18 protein-coding genes are annotated in these 15,975 nt (G+C 73.2%); 9 read left to right on the top strand and 9 right to left on the bottom strand.

The window, feature by feature from the left end; all coding sequences use genetic code 11:
• Window positions 1-79: 79 nt before the first annotated feature.
• The 6 genes from O7598_RS02025 (at window position 80) to O7598_RS02000 (ending at window position 6,665) form a co-directional block, all read left to right on the top strand.
• On the top strand, window positions 80-1,390 hold the full coding sequence (locus O7598_RS02025; RefSeq protein WP_269689758.1) for an ABC transporter substrate-binding protein: 1,311 nt from the start codon (window positions 80-82) through the stop codon (window positions 1,388-1,390).
• 68 nt (window positions 1,391-1,458) lie between these two features.
• Window positions 1,459-2,448, top strand: coding sequence for a carbohydrate ABC transporter permease (locus O7598_RS02020; protein ID WP_269689757.1), 990 nt, complete (start codon window positions 1,459-1,461; stop codon window positions 2,446-2,448).
• Window positions 2,445-3,278, top strand: a complete 834-nt coding sequence (locus O7598_RS02015) for a carbohydrate ABC transporter permease (RefSeq protein WP_269689756.1) — start codon at window positions 2,445-2,447, stop codon at window positions 3,276-3,278. Before O7598_RS02020 ends, O7598_RS02015 begins: the two co-directional genes overlap by 4 nt.
• Window positions 3,275-4,642: a GH1 family beta-glucosidase gene (locus O7598_RS02010; protein WP_269689755.1), complete on the top strand. Its 1,368-nt coding sequence runs from the start codon at window positions 3,275-3,277 to the stop codon at window positions 4,640-4,642. The genes O7598_RS02015 and O7598_RS02010 overlap by 4 nt, the downstream gene beginning before the upstream one ends.
• 19 nt (window positions 4,643-4,661) lie before the next feature.
• Window positions 4,662-5,669, top strand: a complete 1,008-nt coding sequence (locus O7598_RS02005) for a LacI family DNA-binding transcriptional regulator (protein WP_269689754.1) — start codon at window positions 4,662-4,664, stop codon at window positions 5,667-5,669.
• 90 nt (window positions 5,670-5,759) lie between these two features.
• Window positions 5,760-6,665 (top strand): GNAT family N-acetyltransferase, encoded by a 906-nt coding sequence (locus tag O7598_RS02000; protein WP_269689753.1) that lies wholly within the window; start codon window positions 5,760-5,762, stop codon window positions 6,663-6,665.
• Here O7598_RS02000 and O7598_RS01995 read toward each other — a convergent pair.
• Both O7598_RS01995 and O7598_RS01990 read right to left on the bottom strand, forming a co-directional pair.
• The gene (locus O7598_RS01995) at window positions 6,658-7,179 is read right to left on the bottom strand and encodes an O-acetyl-ADP-ribose deacetylase (protein WP_269689752.1); all 522 of its coding nucleotides are present in this window, start codon (window positions 7,177-7,179) and stop codon (window positions 6,658-6,660) included. The two genes, O7598_RS02000 and O7598_RS01995, sit on opposite strands and share 8 nt — an antisense overlap.
• 1 nt (window position 7,180) lies before the next feature.
• The gene (locus tag O7598_RS01990; protein ID WP_269689751.1) at window positions 7,181-7,972 is read right to left on the bottom strand and encodes an EI24 domain-containing protein; all 792 of its coding nucleotides are present in this window, start codon (window positions 7,970-7,972) and stop codon (window positions 7,181-7,183) included.
• Window positions 7,973-8,079: 107 nt separating this feature from the next.
• Between O7598_RS01990 and O7598_RS01985 the strand changes: the two genes are divergently transcribed.
• A complete protein-coding gene (locus tag O7598_RS01985) occupies window positions 8,080-9,111 on the top strand; it encodes a helix-turn-helix transcriptional regulator (RefSeq protein WP_269689750.1) in 1,032 nt (343 codons plus the stop codon).
• On the opposite strand, the gene O7598_RS01980 is transcribed toward O7598_RS01985, so the two are convergent.
• Window positions 9,102-10,016: an SDR family oxidoreductase gene (locus O7598_RS01980; protein WP_269689749.1), complete on the bottom strand. Its 915-nt coding sequence runs from the start codon at window positions 10,014-10,016 to the stop codon at window positions 9,102-9,104. The genes O7598_RS01985 and O7598_RS01980 overlap by 10 nt on opposite strands.
• A gap of 75 nt (window positions 10,017-10,091) precedes the next feature.
• Here O7598_RS01980 and O7598_RS01975 point away from each other — a divergent pair, with 75 nt between their 5' ends.
• Window positions 10,092-10,763 (top strand): nucleotidyltransferase domain-containing protein, encoded by a 672-nt coding sequence (locus tag O7598_RS01975; RefSeq protein ID WP_269689748.1) that lies wholly within the window; start codon window positions 10,092-10,094, stop codon window positions 10,761-10,763.
• A gap of 1 nt (window position 10,764) precedes the next feature.
• Here O7598_RS01975 and O7598_RS01970 read toward each other — a convergent pair whose 3' ends face one another.
• The 5 genes from O7598_RS01970 to O7598_RS01950 all read right to left on the bottom strand — a co-directional run bounded on the left by O7598_RS01970 (window position 10,765) and on the right by O7598_RS01950 (window position 14,013).
• Window positions 10,765-11,502, bottom strand: coding sequence for an alanyl-tRNA editing protein (locus O7598_RS01970; RefSeq protein ID WP_269689747.1), 738 nt, complete (start codon window positions 11,500-11,502; stop codon window positions 10,765-10,767).
• A gap of 11 nt (window positions 11,503-11,513) precedes the next feature.
• Window positions 11,514-12,401 (bottom strand): alpha/beta fold hydrolase, encoded by an 888-nt coding sequence (locus O7598_RS01965; RefSeq protein ID WP_269689746.1) that lies wholly within the window; start codon window positions 12,399-12,401, stop codon window positions 11,514-11,516.
• The gene (locus O7598_RS01960; RefSeq protein WP_091069718.1) at window positions 12,398-12,712 is read right to left on the bottom strand and encodes a DUF2516 family protein; all 315 of its coding nucleotides are present in this window, start codon (window positions 12,710-12,712) and stop codon (window positions 12,398-12,400) included. The genes O7598_RS01965 and O7598_RS01960 overlap by 4 nt, the downstream gene beginning before the upstream one ends.
• 72 nt (window positions 12,713-12,784) lie before the next feature.
• Window positions 12,785-13,393 carry a hypothetical protein gene (locus O7598_RS01955; protein WP_269689745.1) on the bottom strand — a complete coding sequence of 203 codons (609 nt, stop codon included), beginning with the start codon at window positions 13,391-13,393 and terminating at the stop codon, window positions 12,785-12,787.
• Entirely contained in the window at window positions 13,390-14,013 is a 624-nt protein-coding gene (locus tag O7598_RS01950; RefSeq protein ID WP_269689744.1) for a helix-turn-helix domain-containing protein, read from the bottom strand. The genes O7598_RS01955 and O7598_RS01950 overlap by 4 nt, the downstream gene beginning before the upstream one ends.
• Window positions 14,014-14,125: 112 nt before the next feature.
• On the opposite strand from O7598_RS01950, the gene O7598_RS01945 reads away from it, so the two are divergent.
• Window positions 14,126-14,923 carry an alpha/beta fold hydrolase gene (locus O7598_RS01945; RefSeq protein ID WP_269689743.1) on the top strand — a complete coding sequence of 266 codons (798 nt, stop codon included), beginning with the start codon at window positions 14,126-14,128 and terminating at the stop codon, window positions 14,921-14,923.
• A 24-nt stretch (window positions 14,924-14,947) separates the two neighbouring features.
• Here O7598_RS01945 and O7598_RS01940 read toward each other — a convergent pair whose 3' ends face one another.
• The gene (locus O7598_RS01940) at window positions 14,948-15,907 is read right to left on the bottom strand and encodes an asparaginase (protein ID WP_269689742.1); all 960 of its coding nucleotides are present in this window, start codon (window positions 15,905-15,907) and stop codon (window positions 14,948-14,950) included.
• Window positions 15,908-15,975 lie beyond the last annotated feature (68 nt).

The raw sequence follows: 15,975 nt of genomic DNA, 5'->3' as shown, positions 1-15,975 counted from the left end.
CCAGGCTGTCGAGAGAGCGCTCTCTAAGTACCGGAACCGCCTTCCACCACCCGTTACGACCCCGAGAGGTCAGGACAGCATGCTCACCTTCACGCGCCGTCGACTCGCGGCGGCGGCCCTGGTCGCCGCCACCGCACTGCTCGGCACCACCGGCTGCGGCGGCGGCGACGACGAGGCCGCCGCCGACGGGCCGGTCACGCTCACCGTCGACGTCTTCGGCCAGTTCGGTTACGCGGATCTCTACCAGGAGTACATGGCCAGCCACCCCGGCGTGAAGATCGTCGAGCGCGGCACCGGCAGCAACCTCGACGAGTACTCGCCGAAGCTCACCCAGTGGCTCGCCGCCGGCAAGGGCGCCGGCGACGTGGTCGCCATCGAGGAAGGGCTGCTGGTCGAGTACAAGGCCAACCCGCAGAACTTCGTCAACCTGCTCGACCACGGCGCGGCCGACCTCAAGGGCAACTTCCTCGACTGGAAGTGGAACCAGGGACTCACCGCCGACGGCAAGCAGCTCATCGGCCTCGGCACCGACGTCGGCGGCATGGCGATGTGCTACCGCAAGGACCTGTTCGCCAAGGCCGGCCTGCCCACCGACCGGGAGGCGGTGTCCAAGCTCTGGCCCACCTGGACCGACTACGTCAAGGTCGGCGAGCAGTTCACCGCGAAGAAGACCGGCGCCGCGTTCCTGGACGCCGCGACCAACACGTTCAACACCATCCTGCTCCAGACCGCCGGCAACACCAGCGGCTACAGCTACTACGACACCGACAACAACCTGGTCGTGGGCAGCAACCCGGCGGTGAAACAGGCGTACGACACCACGATGGACATCATCGACTCCGGCCTCTCCGGCAAGTACGGCTCCTGGTCCGAGGAGTGGGTCTCCGCGTTCAAGCAGTCGAAGTTCGCGACCATCGCCTGCCCGGCCTGGATGACCGGAGTGATCGAGGGCAACGCCGGCCCCGGCGCCAAGGGCAAGTGGGACATCGCCCAGATCCCCGGCGACGGCGGAAACTGGGGCGGTTCCTTCCTCGCCGTGCCGAAGCAGAGCAAGCACCAGGCCGAGGCGATCGAGCTGGCCAAGTTCCTGACCAGCGCCAAGGGCCAGATCGGCGCGTTCAAGCTCAAGGGCCCGCTGCCCTCGTCCCCGCAGGCGCTGGCCGACCCGGCGATCGTCGACTCCAAGAACGCCTACTTCTCCGAGGCCCCGGTCGGCAAGATCTTCGCCGAGGGAGCCAAGAACCTGAAGCCGGTCTACATGGGCCCGAAGAACCAGGCCGTCCGCACCGAGGTGGAGAACGCCGTGCGCACCGTGGAGCTGGGCAAGCGCTCCCCGCAGCAGGGCTGGACCGACGCGGTGTCCAACGCTGAGAAGGCCGCCGCCAAGTAACCCGAGCAGCGCGTGCGGGCGGGCCCGGCGACGGGTGCCGCCCGCACGGCGGAAAGGAGTTCTCAGGCATGGCCGTCCAGCTCGACGCCCGCCCGCCGGTCGCACCGGCCCCCCGGCACAGCCGCCCCGTGCGGGGCGCCCGGCTCAGCCGGTTCGACACGAAATACTCGCCCTACCTCTACATCGCCCCGTTCTTCCTGCTCTTCGGCGTCTTCGGGGCCTACCCACTGGCGTACACGTTCTGGGTCTCGCTGCACGACTGGGACCTGCTCGGCGCCGAGCACCCGTTCATCGGCCTCGACAACTACAGCCAACTGCTCGCCGACCCGGACTTCTGGCACTCCGTGGTCAACACGCTCGGCATCTTCGTCATCTCCACGATCCCGCAGCTGCTGGCCGCGCTCTGGCTCGCCAACCTGCTCAACCGCCAGCTCCGCGCCCGCACCACCTGGCGGATGGCCGTGCTGGTCCCGAACGTCACCTCGACCGCCGCGGTGGCGATCGTGTTCGCGGTACTGTTCGGCCGCGACTTCGGCATGATCAACTGGCTGCTCGACCACGTCGGGGTGAGCGCGATCGACTGGAAGGCGAACAGGTTCGCCGCCTGGACGGCCATCTCCACCATGGTCGACTGGCGGTGGACCGGCTACAACGCGCTGATCTTCCTGGCCGCCATGCAGGCCATCCCCCGCGACCTGTACGAGTCGGCGTCGATCGACGGCGCCGGACGGGCCCGGCAGTTCTGGTCCATCACCGTCCCACTGCTCAAGCCGACGATCATCTTCGCGGTGATCATCTCCACCATCGGCGGCCTCCAGCTCTTCACCGAGCCGCGGATGTTCAACTCCGGCACCAACGCGATCCGGGGCGGGCCGCTGCGCGAGTCGCAGACGGTGACCATGTACATGTTCGAGAACGCGTTCGCGCCGCACTACAACTTCGGCTACGGCTCGGCCATCGCCTGGCTGCTCTTCGCGCTGATCGCGATCGTCGCGGCGATAAACGTCCTGTTCCTGCGCCGGCTCGGCGGCGGCTCCCGCAAGGAGGTCTCCCGATGACCCGCGTCTGGTCCGCCAGCCGGCTCACCTACCTGGCCCTGGCCATCTCCGCGCTGCTGTCGGTCTTCCCGATCTACTGGATGTTCGTGGTGGCCAGCCGCACCAGCGACGCCATGGGACAGGTCCCGCCGCCGCTCACCCCCGGCGGCAACCTGGGCGCCAACATCGCCCGGCTGTTCGACAACACCGACGCCTACTTCCTCACCGGCCTGATCAACTCGACGATCGTGGCCGTCACCGTGACGTTCTCGGTGGTCTTCTTCTCCACCCTCGCCGGGTTCGCGTTCGCCAAACTGCGCTTCCGCGGCCGCAACGGGCTGCTGCTGGCGATCGTCGCCACCATGATGGTCCCCACCCAGCTCGGCGTCATCCCGCTCTACCTGCTGATGACGAAGCTGAACTGGAACGACAGGCTGCCCGCCGTGATCGTGCCGGCACTGGTCACCGGCTTCGGCGTGTTCATGATGCGCCAGTACGCCGGCCAGGCGGTCAGCACCGAGCTGATCGAGGCGGCCCGGATGGACGGCTGCAACACCGCCCGGATCTACTGGAACGTGGTGCTGCCCGCGCTGCGCCCCGCCGCGGCGGTGCTCGGCCTGCTCACGTTCATGACCACCTGGAACGACTTCCTCTGGCCGTACGCGGTGCTCAACGACCCGGAGAACCCGACCGTGCAGCTCTCGCTGCGGGCCCTCTCCGACGGGTACTACCAGGACATGTCCCAGGTGTTCACCGGAACGGCCATCGCCACGCTGCCGCTGCTGCTGGTGTTCGTCCTGTTCGGCCGCCAGATCATCGGCGGGATCATGGAAGGTGCGGTGAAGGCATGACGGATCTCCGTTTCCCCGAGGGCTTCGTCTGGGGGGCGGCCACCGCCGCGTACCAGATCGAGGGCGCCGCCCGCGAGGACGGCCGCGGCCCGTCGGTCTGGGACACCTTCAGCCGTACGCCGGGGGCGGTGTTCCAGGGCCACAGCGGCGACGTCGCCTGCGACCACTACCACCGGTACGCCGAGGACGTCGCGCTGATGGCCGAGCTGGGGCTGCGGGCGTACCGGTTCTCGGTGGCCTGGCCCCGGATCCGTCCGGACGGCACCGGCCCGGTCGAGCCGCGCGGGCTGGACTTCTACGACCGGCTGACCGACGCGCTGCTGGAGCACGGCATCGACCCGATCGTCACGCTCTACCACTGGGACCTGCCGCAGGCGCTGGAGGACCGGGGCGGCTGGACCGTCCGGGAGACCGCCGAACACTTCGCCGACTACGCGGTCGCGGTGCACCGCCGCCTCGGCGACCGGGTGCGCACCTGGACCACGCTCAACGAGCCGTGGTGCTCGGCCTACCTCGGCTACGGCAACGGGGTGCACGCGCCCGGCCGGCGCGACGCCGCTGACGCGTTCCGGGCCGTACACCATCTGCTGCTCGGCCACGGCCTCGCGGCGCGGGCGCTGCGCGCGGCCGGCGCGGAGACGCTGGGGATCACGCTCAACCTGGCCGACGTGCAGCCGGCGGACGCCGGCAGCGCCGCGGACGCCGAGGCGGTGCGGCTGGTCGACGGCCTGCACAACCGGATCTTCCTGGACCCGCTGACCGGCGCCGGCTATCCGGCGGACGTGCTGGCGCACGTCGAGCGGATGGTGGCGACCGACTTCGTCCGGGACGGCGACGAGAAGGTCATCGCCGCGCCGCTGGACCTGCTCGGGCTGAACTACTACTCGCCCACCTACGTCGCCGGGCGGGCGGGCGGCGCGGGCAGCAGCGCCTACCCGGGCACCGAGGGCGCGGTCGAGTTCCTGCCGGCCACCGAGCCGGTCACCGACATGGGCTGGACGATCGAGCCGGCCGGGCTGACCCGGCTGCTGGAACGGGTGGCCGCCGACCACCCCGGCCTGCCGTTGTTCATCACCGAGAACGGCGGCGCCTTCCCGGACGCCGGCCGGGACTCCGCGGGCCGGGTGGCCGACGCCGACCGGACCGCCTACCTCGACGGCCACCTGCGCGCCGCGCACGAGGCCATCGCCCGCGGGGTCGACCTACGCGGTTATCTCGTATGGTCGTTGCTGGACAACTTCGAATGGGCCGAGGGATACCGGAAGCGGTTCGGGATCGTCCACGTCGACTACCTGACCCAGCGGCGCACACCCAAGCAGAGCGCCCGCTGGTACCAGGAGGTGATCGCCCGGAACGGGCTGTGACGAGGTGGTGGTTACGGGGATGACGACGGCACATCGACCGACCCTGGAGGCGGTGGCCCGACGGGCCGGCGTCTCCCGGGCCACGGTCTCCCGGGTGGTCAACGGCTCGACCACGGTCGCCGAGTCGATCCAGCAGGCGGTCCGCCGGGCGGTCGAGGAACTCGGGTACGTCCCGAACCTCGCCGCCCGCAGCCTGGTCACCCAGCGCACCGACTCGGTCGCGCTGGTCCTGCCCGAGGCGGCCACCCGGGTCTTCTCCGACGACCAGGTGTTCCCCGGCATCATCCGCGGCGCCGCCCAGGAACTGGAGGCGGCCGACAAGCAGCTCGTGCTGATGCTGGCCGGCTCCCCGGCCGGGCACGAACGGGTCGAGCGGTACACCACCGGGCGGCACGTCGACGGCGTGCTCTTCGCCTCGCTGCACGGCGAGGACCCGCTCCCAGGCCGGCTGGCCCGGCTCGGCATCCCGGTGGTGTGCAGCGGCCGGCCGCTCGACGGCGCCGAGGTGCCCTACGTCGACGTCGACCACACCGGCGGCGTGACCACGGCGGTGGAGCACCTGATCGCCGCCGGGCGGCGCCGCATCGCCACCATCGCCGGGCCGCAGGACATGGTGGCCGGCATCGAGCGGCTGATCGGCTACCGCACCGCGCTCACCGGCGCCGGGCTGCCGGAACTGGTCGCGTACGGCGACTTCACCCGGGAATCAGGCACCGCCGCGATCCGCGAGCTGCTCGCCGCCGACCCGGAGCTGGACGCCGTGTTCGCCGCCTCCGACCTGATGGCGCACGCCGCCCTGCGGGCGCTGCGCGAGGCCGGGCGGCGGGTGCCCGACGATGTCGCGGTGATCGGGTTCGACGACATCGAGACGGCCGCCTACACCGAGCCGCCGCTGACCACCGTGCGGCAGCCGATAGTGGAACTGGGCCGGGCGATGACCCGCCAACTTCTGCGGATCACCGCCGGCGAGCACGTCGAGCAGGCCCTGATGCTCCCCACGGAGCTCGTCCTCCGCGATTCGGCGTAAGGCGGGGCCCCCGGTTAACGCATTCCGCATAGGCGGGGCCCCTTGTTAACCGCTCGCGCGGCACGCAACGAAGTGACTAGGGTCGCGCCGATGAGCGAAGCCGAGATCCGTCCCGCCCGTGCCGACGACGCGCCCGCCGTGGTGGCGCTGCGCGCGCTGGTCTTTCCCTACCTGGTCCGGGGCGTCCCGTCGACCCGCCGCATGATCGCCGAGCCGCCGCCCGGCGAGGACTGGGCGGCCTGGGTCGCCGAGGCGGACGGGCAGGTGGTCGGCTGGGTGTCGGCGTACCGCAACACGCAGACCTCGACGCCCGGGGTGGGTGAGATCGCCACCCTGCACGTCCACCCGGAGCACCGCCGCCGGGGCATCGGCACCGCGCTGTTCGACCACGCTCTCGCGCACGTACGGGCGCTCGGGTCCACGCGGGTGCTCACCCACGCCCGCACCGAGTCGCTGCCGTTCGCGCAGCGGCACGGCTTCACGCCCAGCCGCGAGCTGCGCTACTCCGCGCTCGACCTGGACCCGGCCCCGCCGATGCCGGAGCCGCCGCCGGGCGTACGGCTGCTGCCGATCGCCGGGCTCGACCCGCGCCGGGTCCACCGGGTGGACTCCGAGTCGGCCCGGGACGAGCCGGGTGACGTGCCGACCGACGCCCTCGGCTACGACCTCTGGCTGCACGAGTGCTGGGAGAACCTGGGGCTGGACCGGGACGCCAGCACCGTCGCCGAGATCGACGGCGAACTGGTCTCGCTGAGCCTGGTGAAGCGGGACGGCGACCGGATGTGGTCGGACTTCACCGGCACGCTGTCCGCGTACCGGGGGCGGGGGTTGGGCCGGCTGACCAAGCAGGCCGCGCTGCACGCCGCCGCGGCGCGCGGGGTACGCACCGCGTACACCTCGAACGACGAGGCGAACGCGCCGATGCTGGCGATCAACGCGGCCCTCGGCTACCGGCCGGTGGACAGCCAGTGGTCGTGCCGGCGCACGCTCAGCTGAGCCGCCCGGCGGCGACCCGCACCGCGGTCGCGTACGTGTCGGCGCCGAACAGCACCAGCCGGGCCTCGACCAGGTGCGTCGGGGTGGCGGCGTGCAGCACGGCCAGCGCCTGCGCGACCGCGTCCTCGACCGGCCAGCCGTAGATCCCGGCCGAGATCAGCGGGAACGCGATCCGGAGCGCGCCCAGCTCGTCGGCGACCCGCAGGCTGTTGGCGTAGCAGTCGCGCAGCAGCGCGGACCGGTCCTCGCGGGGCGAGAAGACCGGCCCGACGGTGTGCACCACCCAGCGCGCCGGCAGGTCGCCGGCCGTGGTGGCGACCGCCTGCCCGGTCGGCAGCCCCCGCCCGTAGCGGGAGGCGCGCAGCGCCTGGCACTCCGCCAGGATCGCCGGCCCGCCCCGGCGGTGGATCGCGCCGTCCACTCCCCCGCCGCCGAGCAGCGACGAGTTCGCCGCGTTGACGATCGCGTCGACCTGCTGGGCGGTGATGTCGCCCTCGATCAGCACGGTGTCCATCTCATCGCTCCTCGACGTGCTGGCCCAGCGACCGGCGGGCCAGCAGGGCGGCCCCGGCGACGGCGGCCGGCATGACCAGCACCGCGCCGAGCGGGATCAGGAAGCACAGGAAGACCGCCACGCCGAAGCCGAGCGCGGTCGGCCGGTCGGCCCGCAGCCGCGACCGCCGGTCGGGCAGCCGCATCCCCCGCCGGTAGAACGGCGCGCCGACCAGCTCCAGGGCCAGGAACCAGCCACCCACCAGGGCGCCGACCACCGGCACCACCGTCTGGCCCACCACCGGGATGAAACCGGCAGCGAAGAGGGGTACGCCGATCAGCGCGGAGATGGCCACGAGGCGCAACGAGTCGGCGATGCTGCGCCGCAGCGACGCCCAGAACGGCACGTCCACCTTGCCCGGGGTGCCGCCGAGGCGGTCCTCGACCCGCTCGGAGATGGCCTCGTAGAACGGGTCGCCGACGGCGAGCGTCACGGCGGTGAAGGTGAGCACCCCGACCAGCGCGGCCACCCCGACGACGGCCAGCCCGGCGGCGACCCGCAGCAGACCGCGCGCGGTCGTCGACCAGTCGTCGGCGAACGGGGTGAGCCAGGCGGCCAGGTCGTCCACGAAGTAGATCAGCGTGGCGAACAGCGCCAGATAGAGCACGCCGGAGATCAGCGCCGGCACCACGCCGAGCAGCATCAGTTTCGGGCTGCGGACGTACATGCCGAAGCCGCGCAGCAGCAGGCCGGCGCCGCCGAGGAAGCGGCCGACCGCGCCGGTGACGGGCGCGACGGTACGGGAGGCGTTCACGACGGCACAGCCTAGTGGGCCCGCGCACGCCGCCCGGGTGTGAGGAGGGGCCCCCTCCAATCCGTATGCGTTAAGAGGGGGCCCTTCCTTACACCCACAATGGGGGGGTGCGTGCGTCGCGGCTGATCTCGTTGGTGCTGTTGCTCCAGTCCCGGGAGACGATGACGGCGGCCGAGCTGGCCCGCGAGCTGGAGGTCTCCGAACGCACCGTCTACCGGGACGTGCTGGCGCTCTCCGCCGCCGGTGTGCCGGTCTACGCCGACCGGGGTCGCGCCGGCGGCTACCGCCTGCTCGGCGGCTACCGGACCCGGTTGACCGGGCTGAGCCGCGACGAGGCCGAGGCGCTGTTCCTGGCCGGGCTGCCGGGACCGGCCGGCGACATGGGGCTGGCCGACGCGGTGGCCGCCGCCGAGCTGAAGGTGCTGGCCGCGCTGCCGCCGAGCCTGCGGGACGCGCCGGCGCGCACCGGCCAGCGGTTCCACCTGGACGTGCCCGGCTGGTTCCGGGAGTCCGCGCCGCCGCCCCTGCTCACCGAGCTGGCCGGGGCGGTGTGGCGGGACCGGATGGTCGAGCTGCGCTACCGGCGCGGCGACCGGGAGGTGACCCGCACGCTCGCGCCGTACGGGCTGGTGCTGAAGAACGGGGTCTGGTATCTGGTCGGCCGGGTCGGCGTGGCGTGGCGGACGTACCGGGTGGACCGGGTGGTCGGCGTCGAGGAGGGCGCGGACGGGTTCGACCGGGACGAGCGCTTCGACCTCGGGGCGTACTGGCGGGAGCAGGCCGGCGCGTTCCTGCGCGAGCTGCTGAGGGAGCGGGTCACCGTGCGGCTCGGCCCGGTCGGCCTGCGGCTATTGCGGCACCTGGTGGACGCGCCGTTCGTCTACGCCGAGGCGGTCGCCGCCGCCGGCCGGCCCGACGGGCAGGGCCGGCTGGTGCTCCGGCTGCCCGTCGAGTCGGTCGACGTGGCGTACGGCCAACTGCTGGCGCTCGGCCCCGAGGTGGAGGTGCTGGCGCCGCCGGAGCTGCGGGCGCGCTTCGGCGAGGCGGCCCGCCGCGCGGCGGCGCTCTACGCCGACCCGGGCGAGCACGCCGAGCCGCGCGAGCACGCCGACCCGCCGGAGGACACCGGTCAGCGGTAGCCGCTGTCGTCGGCCGGCTTGCCCGGCTTGATCACTTCCTCGTGGTAGCGGAGGAAGTGTGGGCGGGTGCCGTCGAGGTCGGTGAAGCCGTACTCCTGGGCGAGGCTGCCGGCATCCAGCGACTGGCCGTTCCAGCGGTGCCGGTCCGGGTCGGCGGCCAGCGCGGCCACCGCCCGCCCGACGAACGCCGGCGTCTCGGACATGACGAAGTGCGGATCGGTCTTCGCGCCGTCGCGCCAGTTGGCCTCCGTGACGCCGAAGTGCTCCAGCATCGACTCGGAGCGCAGCCAGCCGGGCGTGAGCGCGACCGCCGTGCCGCCGTGCGGGGCCAGCTCGTGCGCCTGGGTGAAGCCGAGCCGGTTCACCGACACCTTCGCCAGGTCGTAGAAGACGGACAGCCGGTAGGTCGCGTCGTTGTACGCCTTGGTGCCGTCGCCGATCTCGACGACCAGGCCGCCCGGCCTGCGGATCAGCAGTGGGATCGCGAAGTGGCTGGTGATGATGTGGGTGTCGACGGCCAGCCGCAGCGTGTGGAAGCCGGCGTCGAGCGGCTGCTCCCAGACCGGCTTCTCCCAGGTGATCAGCGGGTCGGCGCCCCAGATGTCGTTGACCAGCACGTCGAGCCGGCCCTGCTCGGCGTCGATCCGCTCGACCAGCGCGCGTACCTGCGCGGGGTCGAGGTGGTCGACGGCGACCGCGATGCCGGTGCCGCCTGCGGCGGTGATCAGCTCGGCGGTCTCCTCGATGGTTTCCGGCCGGTTCATCTCCGAGCGGCGGTCCCGGGTGGTGCGGCCGGTGGCGTAGACGGTGGCGCCGGCGGCGCCGAGCTGGACGGCGATCTGCCGGCCGGCGCCGCGGGTCGCGCCCGCGACGAGGGCGACAGTTCCGGTCAGTGGTGAGTTCATGGGTTCACCGTGTCACCGATACCTGACAGCCGAAGTCCGGTTTCCCGGCGCGGTTGGATCCGCGATCATGACGGCATGCACCTGCTGCTCTCCGGCGTCGTCGGCTCGGTCGCGTACGGCCTGGCCGGCCCGGGCTCGGACACCGACCGGCTCGGCGTCTTCGCCGCGCCCACCGTCGCGTTCCACGGCCTGCGCCCGCCCCGGGAGTCGGTGGTCACCACCGACCCGGACGTCACGCTGCACGAGGCGCGAAAGTTCGCGCTCCTGGCGCTGAGCGGCAACCCGACCGCCACCGAGCTGATGTGGCTGCCGGACGACTGCTACGAGACGCGCACCGCGTTCGGCGAGCGGCTGATCGGCATCCGCTCGGCGTTCCTCAGCGCGCCCCGGGTCCGCGACGCCTACCTCGGGTACGCCGCACAGCAGTTCCGCAGGCTCGCCGGCGCGCCGCCGGACACCGGCGGCGCGCGGCGCTCGGCCAAGCACGCCCGGCACCTGGCCCGGCTGCTGCACCAGGGGCGGGTGCTCTACGCGACCGGGGTGCTGGAGATCCGGCTGGCCGACCCGGAGTGGTTCCGCGCGTTCGGCGAGCGGGTGGCCGCCGGCGCGCTGGACGAGGCGCAGGCGCTGGTGGCGACCGCCGAGGCGGAGTTCGCCAGGACCCGCTCGCCGCTGCCCGAGCGCCCGGACGAGGAGACCGTGGAACGCTGGCTGCTCGACGTCCGGGCGGCGTACCTGCCCCGCTGAGTCAGTCCGCGAGCCGGACCCGTACCCGGCGGTTGGCCCGTCCCTTGCTCTCCACCTTGACCACCTGGACCTTGCCGATCTGGGCGGTGGACGCGACGTGGGTGCCGCCGTCGGCCTGCACGTCCAACCCGACGATGTCGACGATCCGCACCTCCTGCTCGCTCGGCGGGATCAGGTTGGACTGGGTGCGGATGATGTCCGGCAGGGCCAGCGCCTCGGCGCGCGGCAGCACCCGGACGGCCACCGAGCGGTCGGCGGCCACCTCGGCGTTGACCAACTCCTCGATGCGGGCCTTGAAGTCCGGCGGCACCTCGGGGAGGTTGAAGTCCATCCGGGCCTCGCCGGGTTCCATGTTGCCGCCGGTAACCAGCGCCCCGAAGTCCCGGAAGACCACGCCGCAGAGCACGTGCAGCCCGGAGTGGGTCCGCATCAGCATGGTCCGCCGGGCGTCCTCGACCGCGCCGGTGACCTCGGTGCCGACCGGCGGCAGCGGGTCGCCGTCGACCGGGATCAACCAGAGGTCGTCGGCCTTGCGGGTGCCCGCGATCCGGGTCTGCACGCCCTGCCAGAGCAGCACGCCGTGGTCCGGCGGCTGCCCGCCGCCGCCCGGGTAGAACGCGGACCGGTCCAGCACGATGCCCTGTTCGGGATCGGCCGCCAGCACCCGGCACGTCCACTCCCGCAGCGTGGGGTCGGCGAGGTCGAGGCGGTGCGTACGGCCGTGGTGTGTGACGCCCATGCGCAGCGACGTTACCCGTTCAGGAACGACGAGACGCGCTCCCGCAGGTCGGCGCGTTCGGTCCAGAGGACACCGGGCCTGTCGTACACGTGCAGGGTGGCCGCCGGCAGCGCGGCCGCAAGCCGCTCGGCGACCGCGACCGGATGCAGGTCGTCGTCGGCGCAGGCGATCACCAGGACCGGCGCGGTGACCGCGGCGAGCGCGGCGGCGTCGTCCAGGGCGGCCTGCTCGGGCAGGCCGGCCAGGCCGGGCGCGAGCCCGTCGCGCAGCAGTTGGTCGAGCCGCTGCCGCAGGTAGGCCCACCCGGCCGGGGTGTTGCGGACCGACGGCGGCAGTTCCAGCGACACCGCCTCGGCGAGCGCGTGCGCGTCGCCGTCGGCCACCGCGTCGAGCAGACCGGTGAGGCGGGCCCGGGCCACCTCGCCGCGCGGCGTGTCCAGCACGGCGGGCAGGAAGAAGACGAGCTTCTCGAAGCGTTCCGGGCTCTCGGCCAGCAGCCGGCAGAGCGCGCCCGCGCCGAGGCTGGCGCCGAACGCCCGGGTGGCGCCGCCCAGGTCGGCGACCGCGCGCAGGTCACGGGCGAGGTCGAGGTAGGTCCACGGGCCGGGCGGGGAGTCGGAGCGGCCGTGCCCGCGGAACTGGAAGAAGACGCGGCGGCCGGTGACGCCGCTGCCGAACGGCCGGGTGGTGGCGATGCCGTTGCCGAGCCCGTGCGCGAACACGGTGACCGGATCACCGACGCCGGTGACCAGGCGTTCCAGGCTCACGCCGTGCGGGGTGGCGACCAGCTCCGTCTCCGGCTCGGGCAGCGCCGGCCGGCCGGTCCGCGGCCCGCCGGGACCGGGCCCCCAGGTGCGGGGACCGCCGTCCGGCGGCGGTGGCCAGCGGAAACCTCTCACCAGGACCCTCGGCCGTCGTGCAGGTCCCGCAGGCCGGGTCGCACGTCGAGCAGGTAGATGAGACCGGCGGCGATGCCGACGAGTCCGAACAGGCTGATCGGGCCGAAGCCGAGCAGGGTCAACAGCATGCAGACCGCCAGGATGGCGACCCAGCCCCCCTTGGGGAGGGTGCCGATCGCGGCGAACCCGTCGCCGCGCTGGGTGACCGCGTGCACCAGGGCCACGCCCTGGATGACCAGGGCGAAGACGAGCAGGATCAGCTGGATCACGGAGCGTACTTCGAACGCGAAGATCGGCGCGGCGTAGGCCATGTCGGCAAGCTTATGCCGAGACCCCGGAAACGTCCGACAGGACGCTGTCCGGGGTCTCGGTGGAGAGTCGGGTCACTCGGCGGCCGGGCGGGTCCGCTTCGTGGTCTTCGGCAGCTTGGCCGACGGCGTGGCGGCGGCCTTGGTGGCGGTCGCCTTGGTGGCCCGGGTGCGCTTCACGGCGGCCGGCTTGGCGGCCACGGCCTCGGCCACCTCGACCGGGCTGGGCGCCTCGGTCTTCGGGGCCACCGCGGCCGGCGCCGGGAGGGTCTCCTCGGTCGCCTCGATGTCGGCGTTCACCGTGTCGGCGGCCTCCAGCACGCCGGCGCCGACGACCCGCTCACCGCGGGCGACCAGCTCGGCGTACGCGGCCAGGGCGCGCTCCTGCGCGGCGTAGGCGCCGGACACCACGGCGGCGGCGTTGCGGGTGGCGGTCTCGCGGAGCCTGTCCAGGTTGGCCGCCTGGCGGAGCTGGTCGAGGTCGGTCGTCCGCAGCGTGTCGGTGGCCTTCTGGCGCAGCTCGAAGCCGGTGCCGACGGCCTTGCCGCCGAGGTCGGTGACGACGCGGGTGCCGAGACCGCTGACCACGGTGGGCAGCTTGCGGAGCTGCTCCAGGGCCAGCTCGCCGGCGCCGGCGGCGGCGTAGAGGGGGGCGGGGATGCGGTTGGTCTTCGGCTGGGTCATGACTGCTCCTCTTCGGCCGCACCGGCGGCCTTCCGGGCCGCCCGGTGGGCGGTCGTGCGTTCACGGGCGGCGGTGGTCGGTGCGGGCGCGGTGCCCGCCTCGGTGACGGCGACCGACTCGAGGACCGCCTCGGTCGGGGTGCCGTCGGGCGTCACGGGGCCGGTCGCGGCCGGCGCGACGGTGGCCGGGGCCTCGGGCGCCGCGCTCGGCCCGGTGGGCTCCGCCGGGGCCGGCCCGGCCTGCTCGGCCGGGGTGGCGGCGCCGGTCGCCTCGGCGAGGCGCGCGTTCTCGCGGCGGAACGTCTCGTAGATCTGGGTGAGCGACTGCTTCTGGGCCATGGTCAGCTCGCTGTCGACCGCGATGGCCGCGAGCACGCCCTGGCCCTCCTTGTCGTCCAGCAGCCCGGCCCGCAGGTACATGGCCGGGGTGGAGACGCGCAGCGCGCTGGCGAGCTGTTGGAGCACCTCGGCGCTCGGCTTGCGCAGCCCGCGTTCGATCTGGCTCAGGTAGGGATTGCTGACGCCCGCCTGCTCGGCGAGCTGACGCAGCGAGATCTTCGCGTTGCGCCGCAGGTCGCGAATGAACCCGCCGACATCGGGAAGGTCCTTGCTGGTGGCCATGACTCCACCGTAACGCGGCCTGCTAGCTGCTGCAAGCAAAGTGCTAGCCAGAGTTAGCGACGTCACCACAAGCCGGTTGCGGGCCCGGTGTTCGGTTCCGTACCGTTCCACCGTGACCAAGATCGAGATCAACGGCGCCTCGCTCGCATACGACGAGGCCGGCGACGGCAGCGCCGTGGTGCTGTTGCACGCCGGCATCGCGGACCGCCGGATGTGGCACGCGCAGGTGCCGGCGCTCGCCGCCCGGCACCGGGTGATCGTCCCGGATCTACGCGGCTACGGCGACTCGGAGCTGCCGACCACTCCGTTCACCCACCACGACGACGTGCTCGGGCTGCTCGACGCGCTCGGCGTCGAGCGGGCCGCGCTGGTCGGCTGCTCGTTCGGCGGGCGGGTCGCGGTCGACACCGCGCTGGCGCACCCGGATCGGGTGAGCGCGCTGGCGCTGTTCGGCGCCCCGGTCTCCGGGAACGAGTGGTCCGAGGAGACCGAGCAGCTCTGGGAGGAACTGGTCGGCGACGTGGACCCGGAGGACTTCGCGGCCACCGCCGCCGGCGAGGTGCGCTTCTGGGTGGTCGGGCCGACCCGGCAGCCCTCGGACGTCGACCCGGAGCTGATCCGGTTCGCCGAGGAGATGGACCGCCGGGCGCTCGCCGCCGAGCAGGCGCTGAGCGCGATCGAGGTGGGCGAGTTGGACCCGCCGGCGATCGACCGGCTGCACGAGCTGCGGATGCCGGTGCTCACCGCCGCCGGCGCCGACGACCTGCCCGACATCCGCCGCCTGGCCGACCGCATCGCCGCCGAGGCGCCGCAGGGCCGACGTCTCCCCGACATCCCCCACGCCGCCCACCTGCTCCCCCTGGAGCGCCCCACCGAGGTGAACGCGGCCCTGCTCGACTTCCTCCCCTGACCCCCGCCCCCCTCGTCGGTGCGGTCACCAGAGGGGGCGGACCGCCCCGACCGGGAGGCCGCCGCCGAGGAGCGGCAGTTCGGCGTACTCGGTGAGGATGGGGGCGCGCACGTCGAGGCGGGACAGGGCGGAGGTCAGGACCGGCATCCGGGCGCGGGTCGCGCCGTCGTCGATCTTCAAGGCGACCGCGCCGACGTCCGGGACCGCCGCGGCCATCACACCCTCCGCGCCGATCTTGGCCAGGAGCCCGGGTACGCCGCGCATCAGCCGGGTGTCGTCGGCCAGGGTGCCGCCGACCATCTCCGGGTACGCCCGCATCGCGTCCGCCACGGTCCGCTCGGCGGTGCCCGGCTCGGCGGTGACCAGCCGCAGGAAGGCGCGCGCCAGCCCGGTCAACGAGACGGCGTGCACCGGCGCGCCGCAGCCGTCCACCCCGATCGCCGCCGCCCGCTCGCCGGTGAACTCCTCGACGGTCGCGGTCAGCCGCTGCTGGAGCGGATGCTCCGGCCGCCAGTAGCCGTCCAGCGGCCAGCCGGCGGCCAGACAGGTGAGCAGCATGCCGGCGTGCTTGCCCGAGCAGTTCATCAACACCCGTGACGGTCCACCGCCGGCCCGCAGCACCGCCTCCCGGGCCGCCTCGCCGAACGGCAGGTCCGCCGGGCAGTGCAGCGCGTCCTCGCCCAGCCCGGCACCCCGGAGCAACGCGACCACCCGCTCGACGTGGAACTCCTCGCCCGCGTGGCTCGCGGCGACCAGCGCCACGTCGGCCGGGTCGGTCAGCGGCAGCCCGGCCCGCAGCATGCCGATCGCCTGCATCGGCTTGTTCGACGAGCGGGGAAAGATCGGCGAGACGACGTCACCCGCCCCGACCACCGGCGAGCCGACGGCGTCGAGCACCACCACGGAACCCCGGTGGACGCCCTCCACGAACCCGGACCGCACCACCTCGATGAGCGGCACGCCGCCCTCGTACGTCTTTCCCACGAGATGGACGGTACCGACGGGACGCCGCGGGTCCGCAGCGGGGTGACCTGCGACGTCGACCCCGGCCG

This window comes from Micromonospora sp. WMMC241 (assembly GCF_027460165.1).
Classification (GTDB): domain Bacteria; phylum Actinomycetota; class Actinomycetes; order Mycobacteriales; family Micromonosporaceae; genus Micromonospora; species Micromonospora humi.
This window is presented reverse-complemented; position numbering and strand designations above follow the sequence as displayed.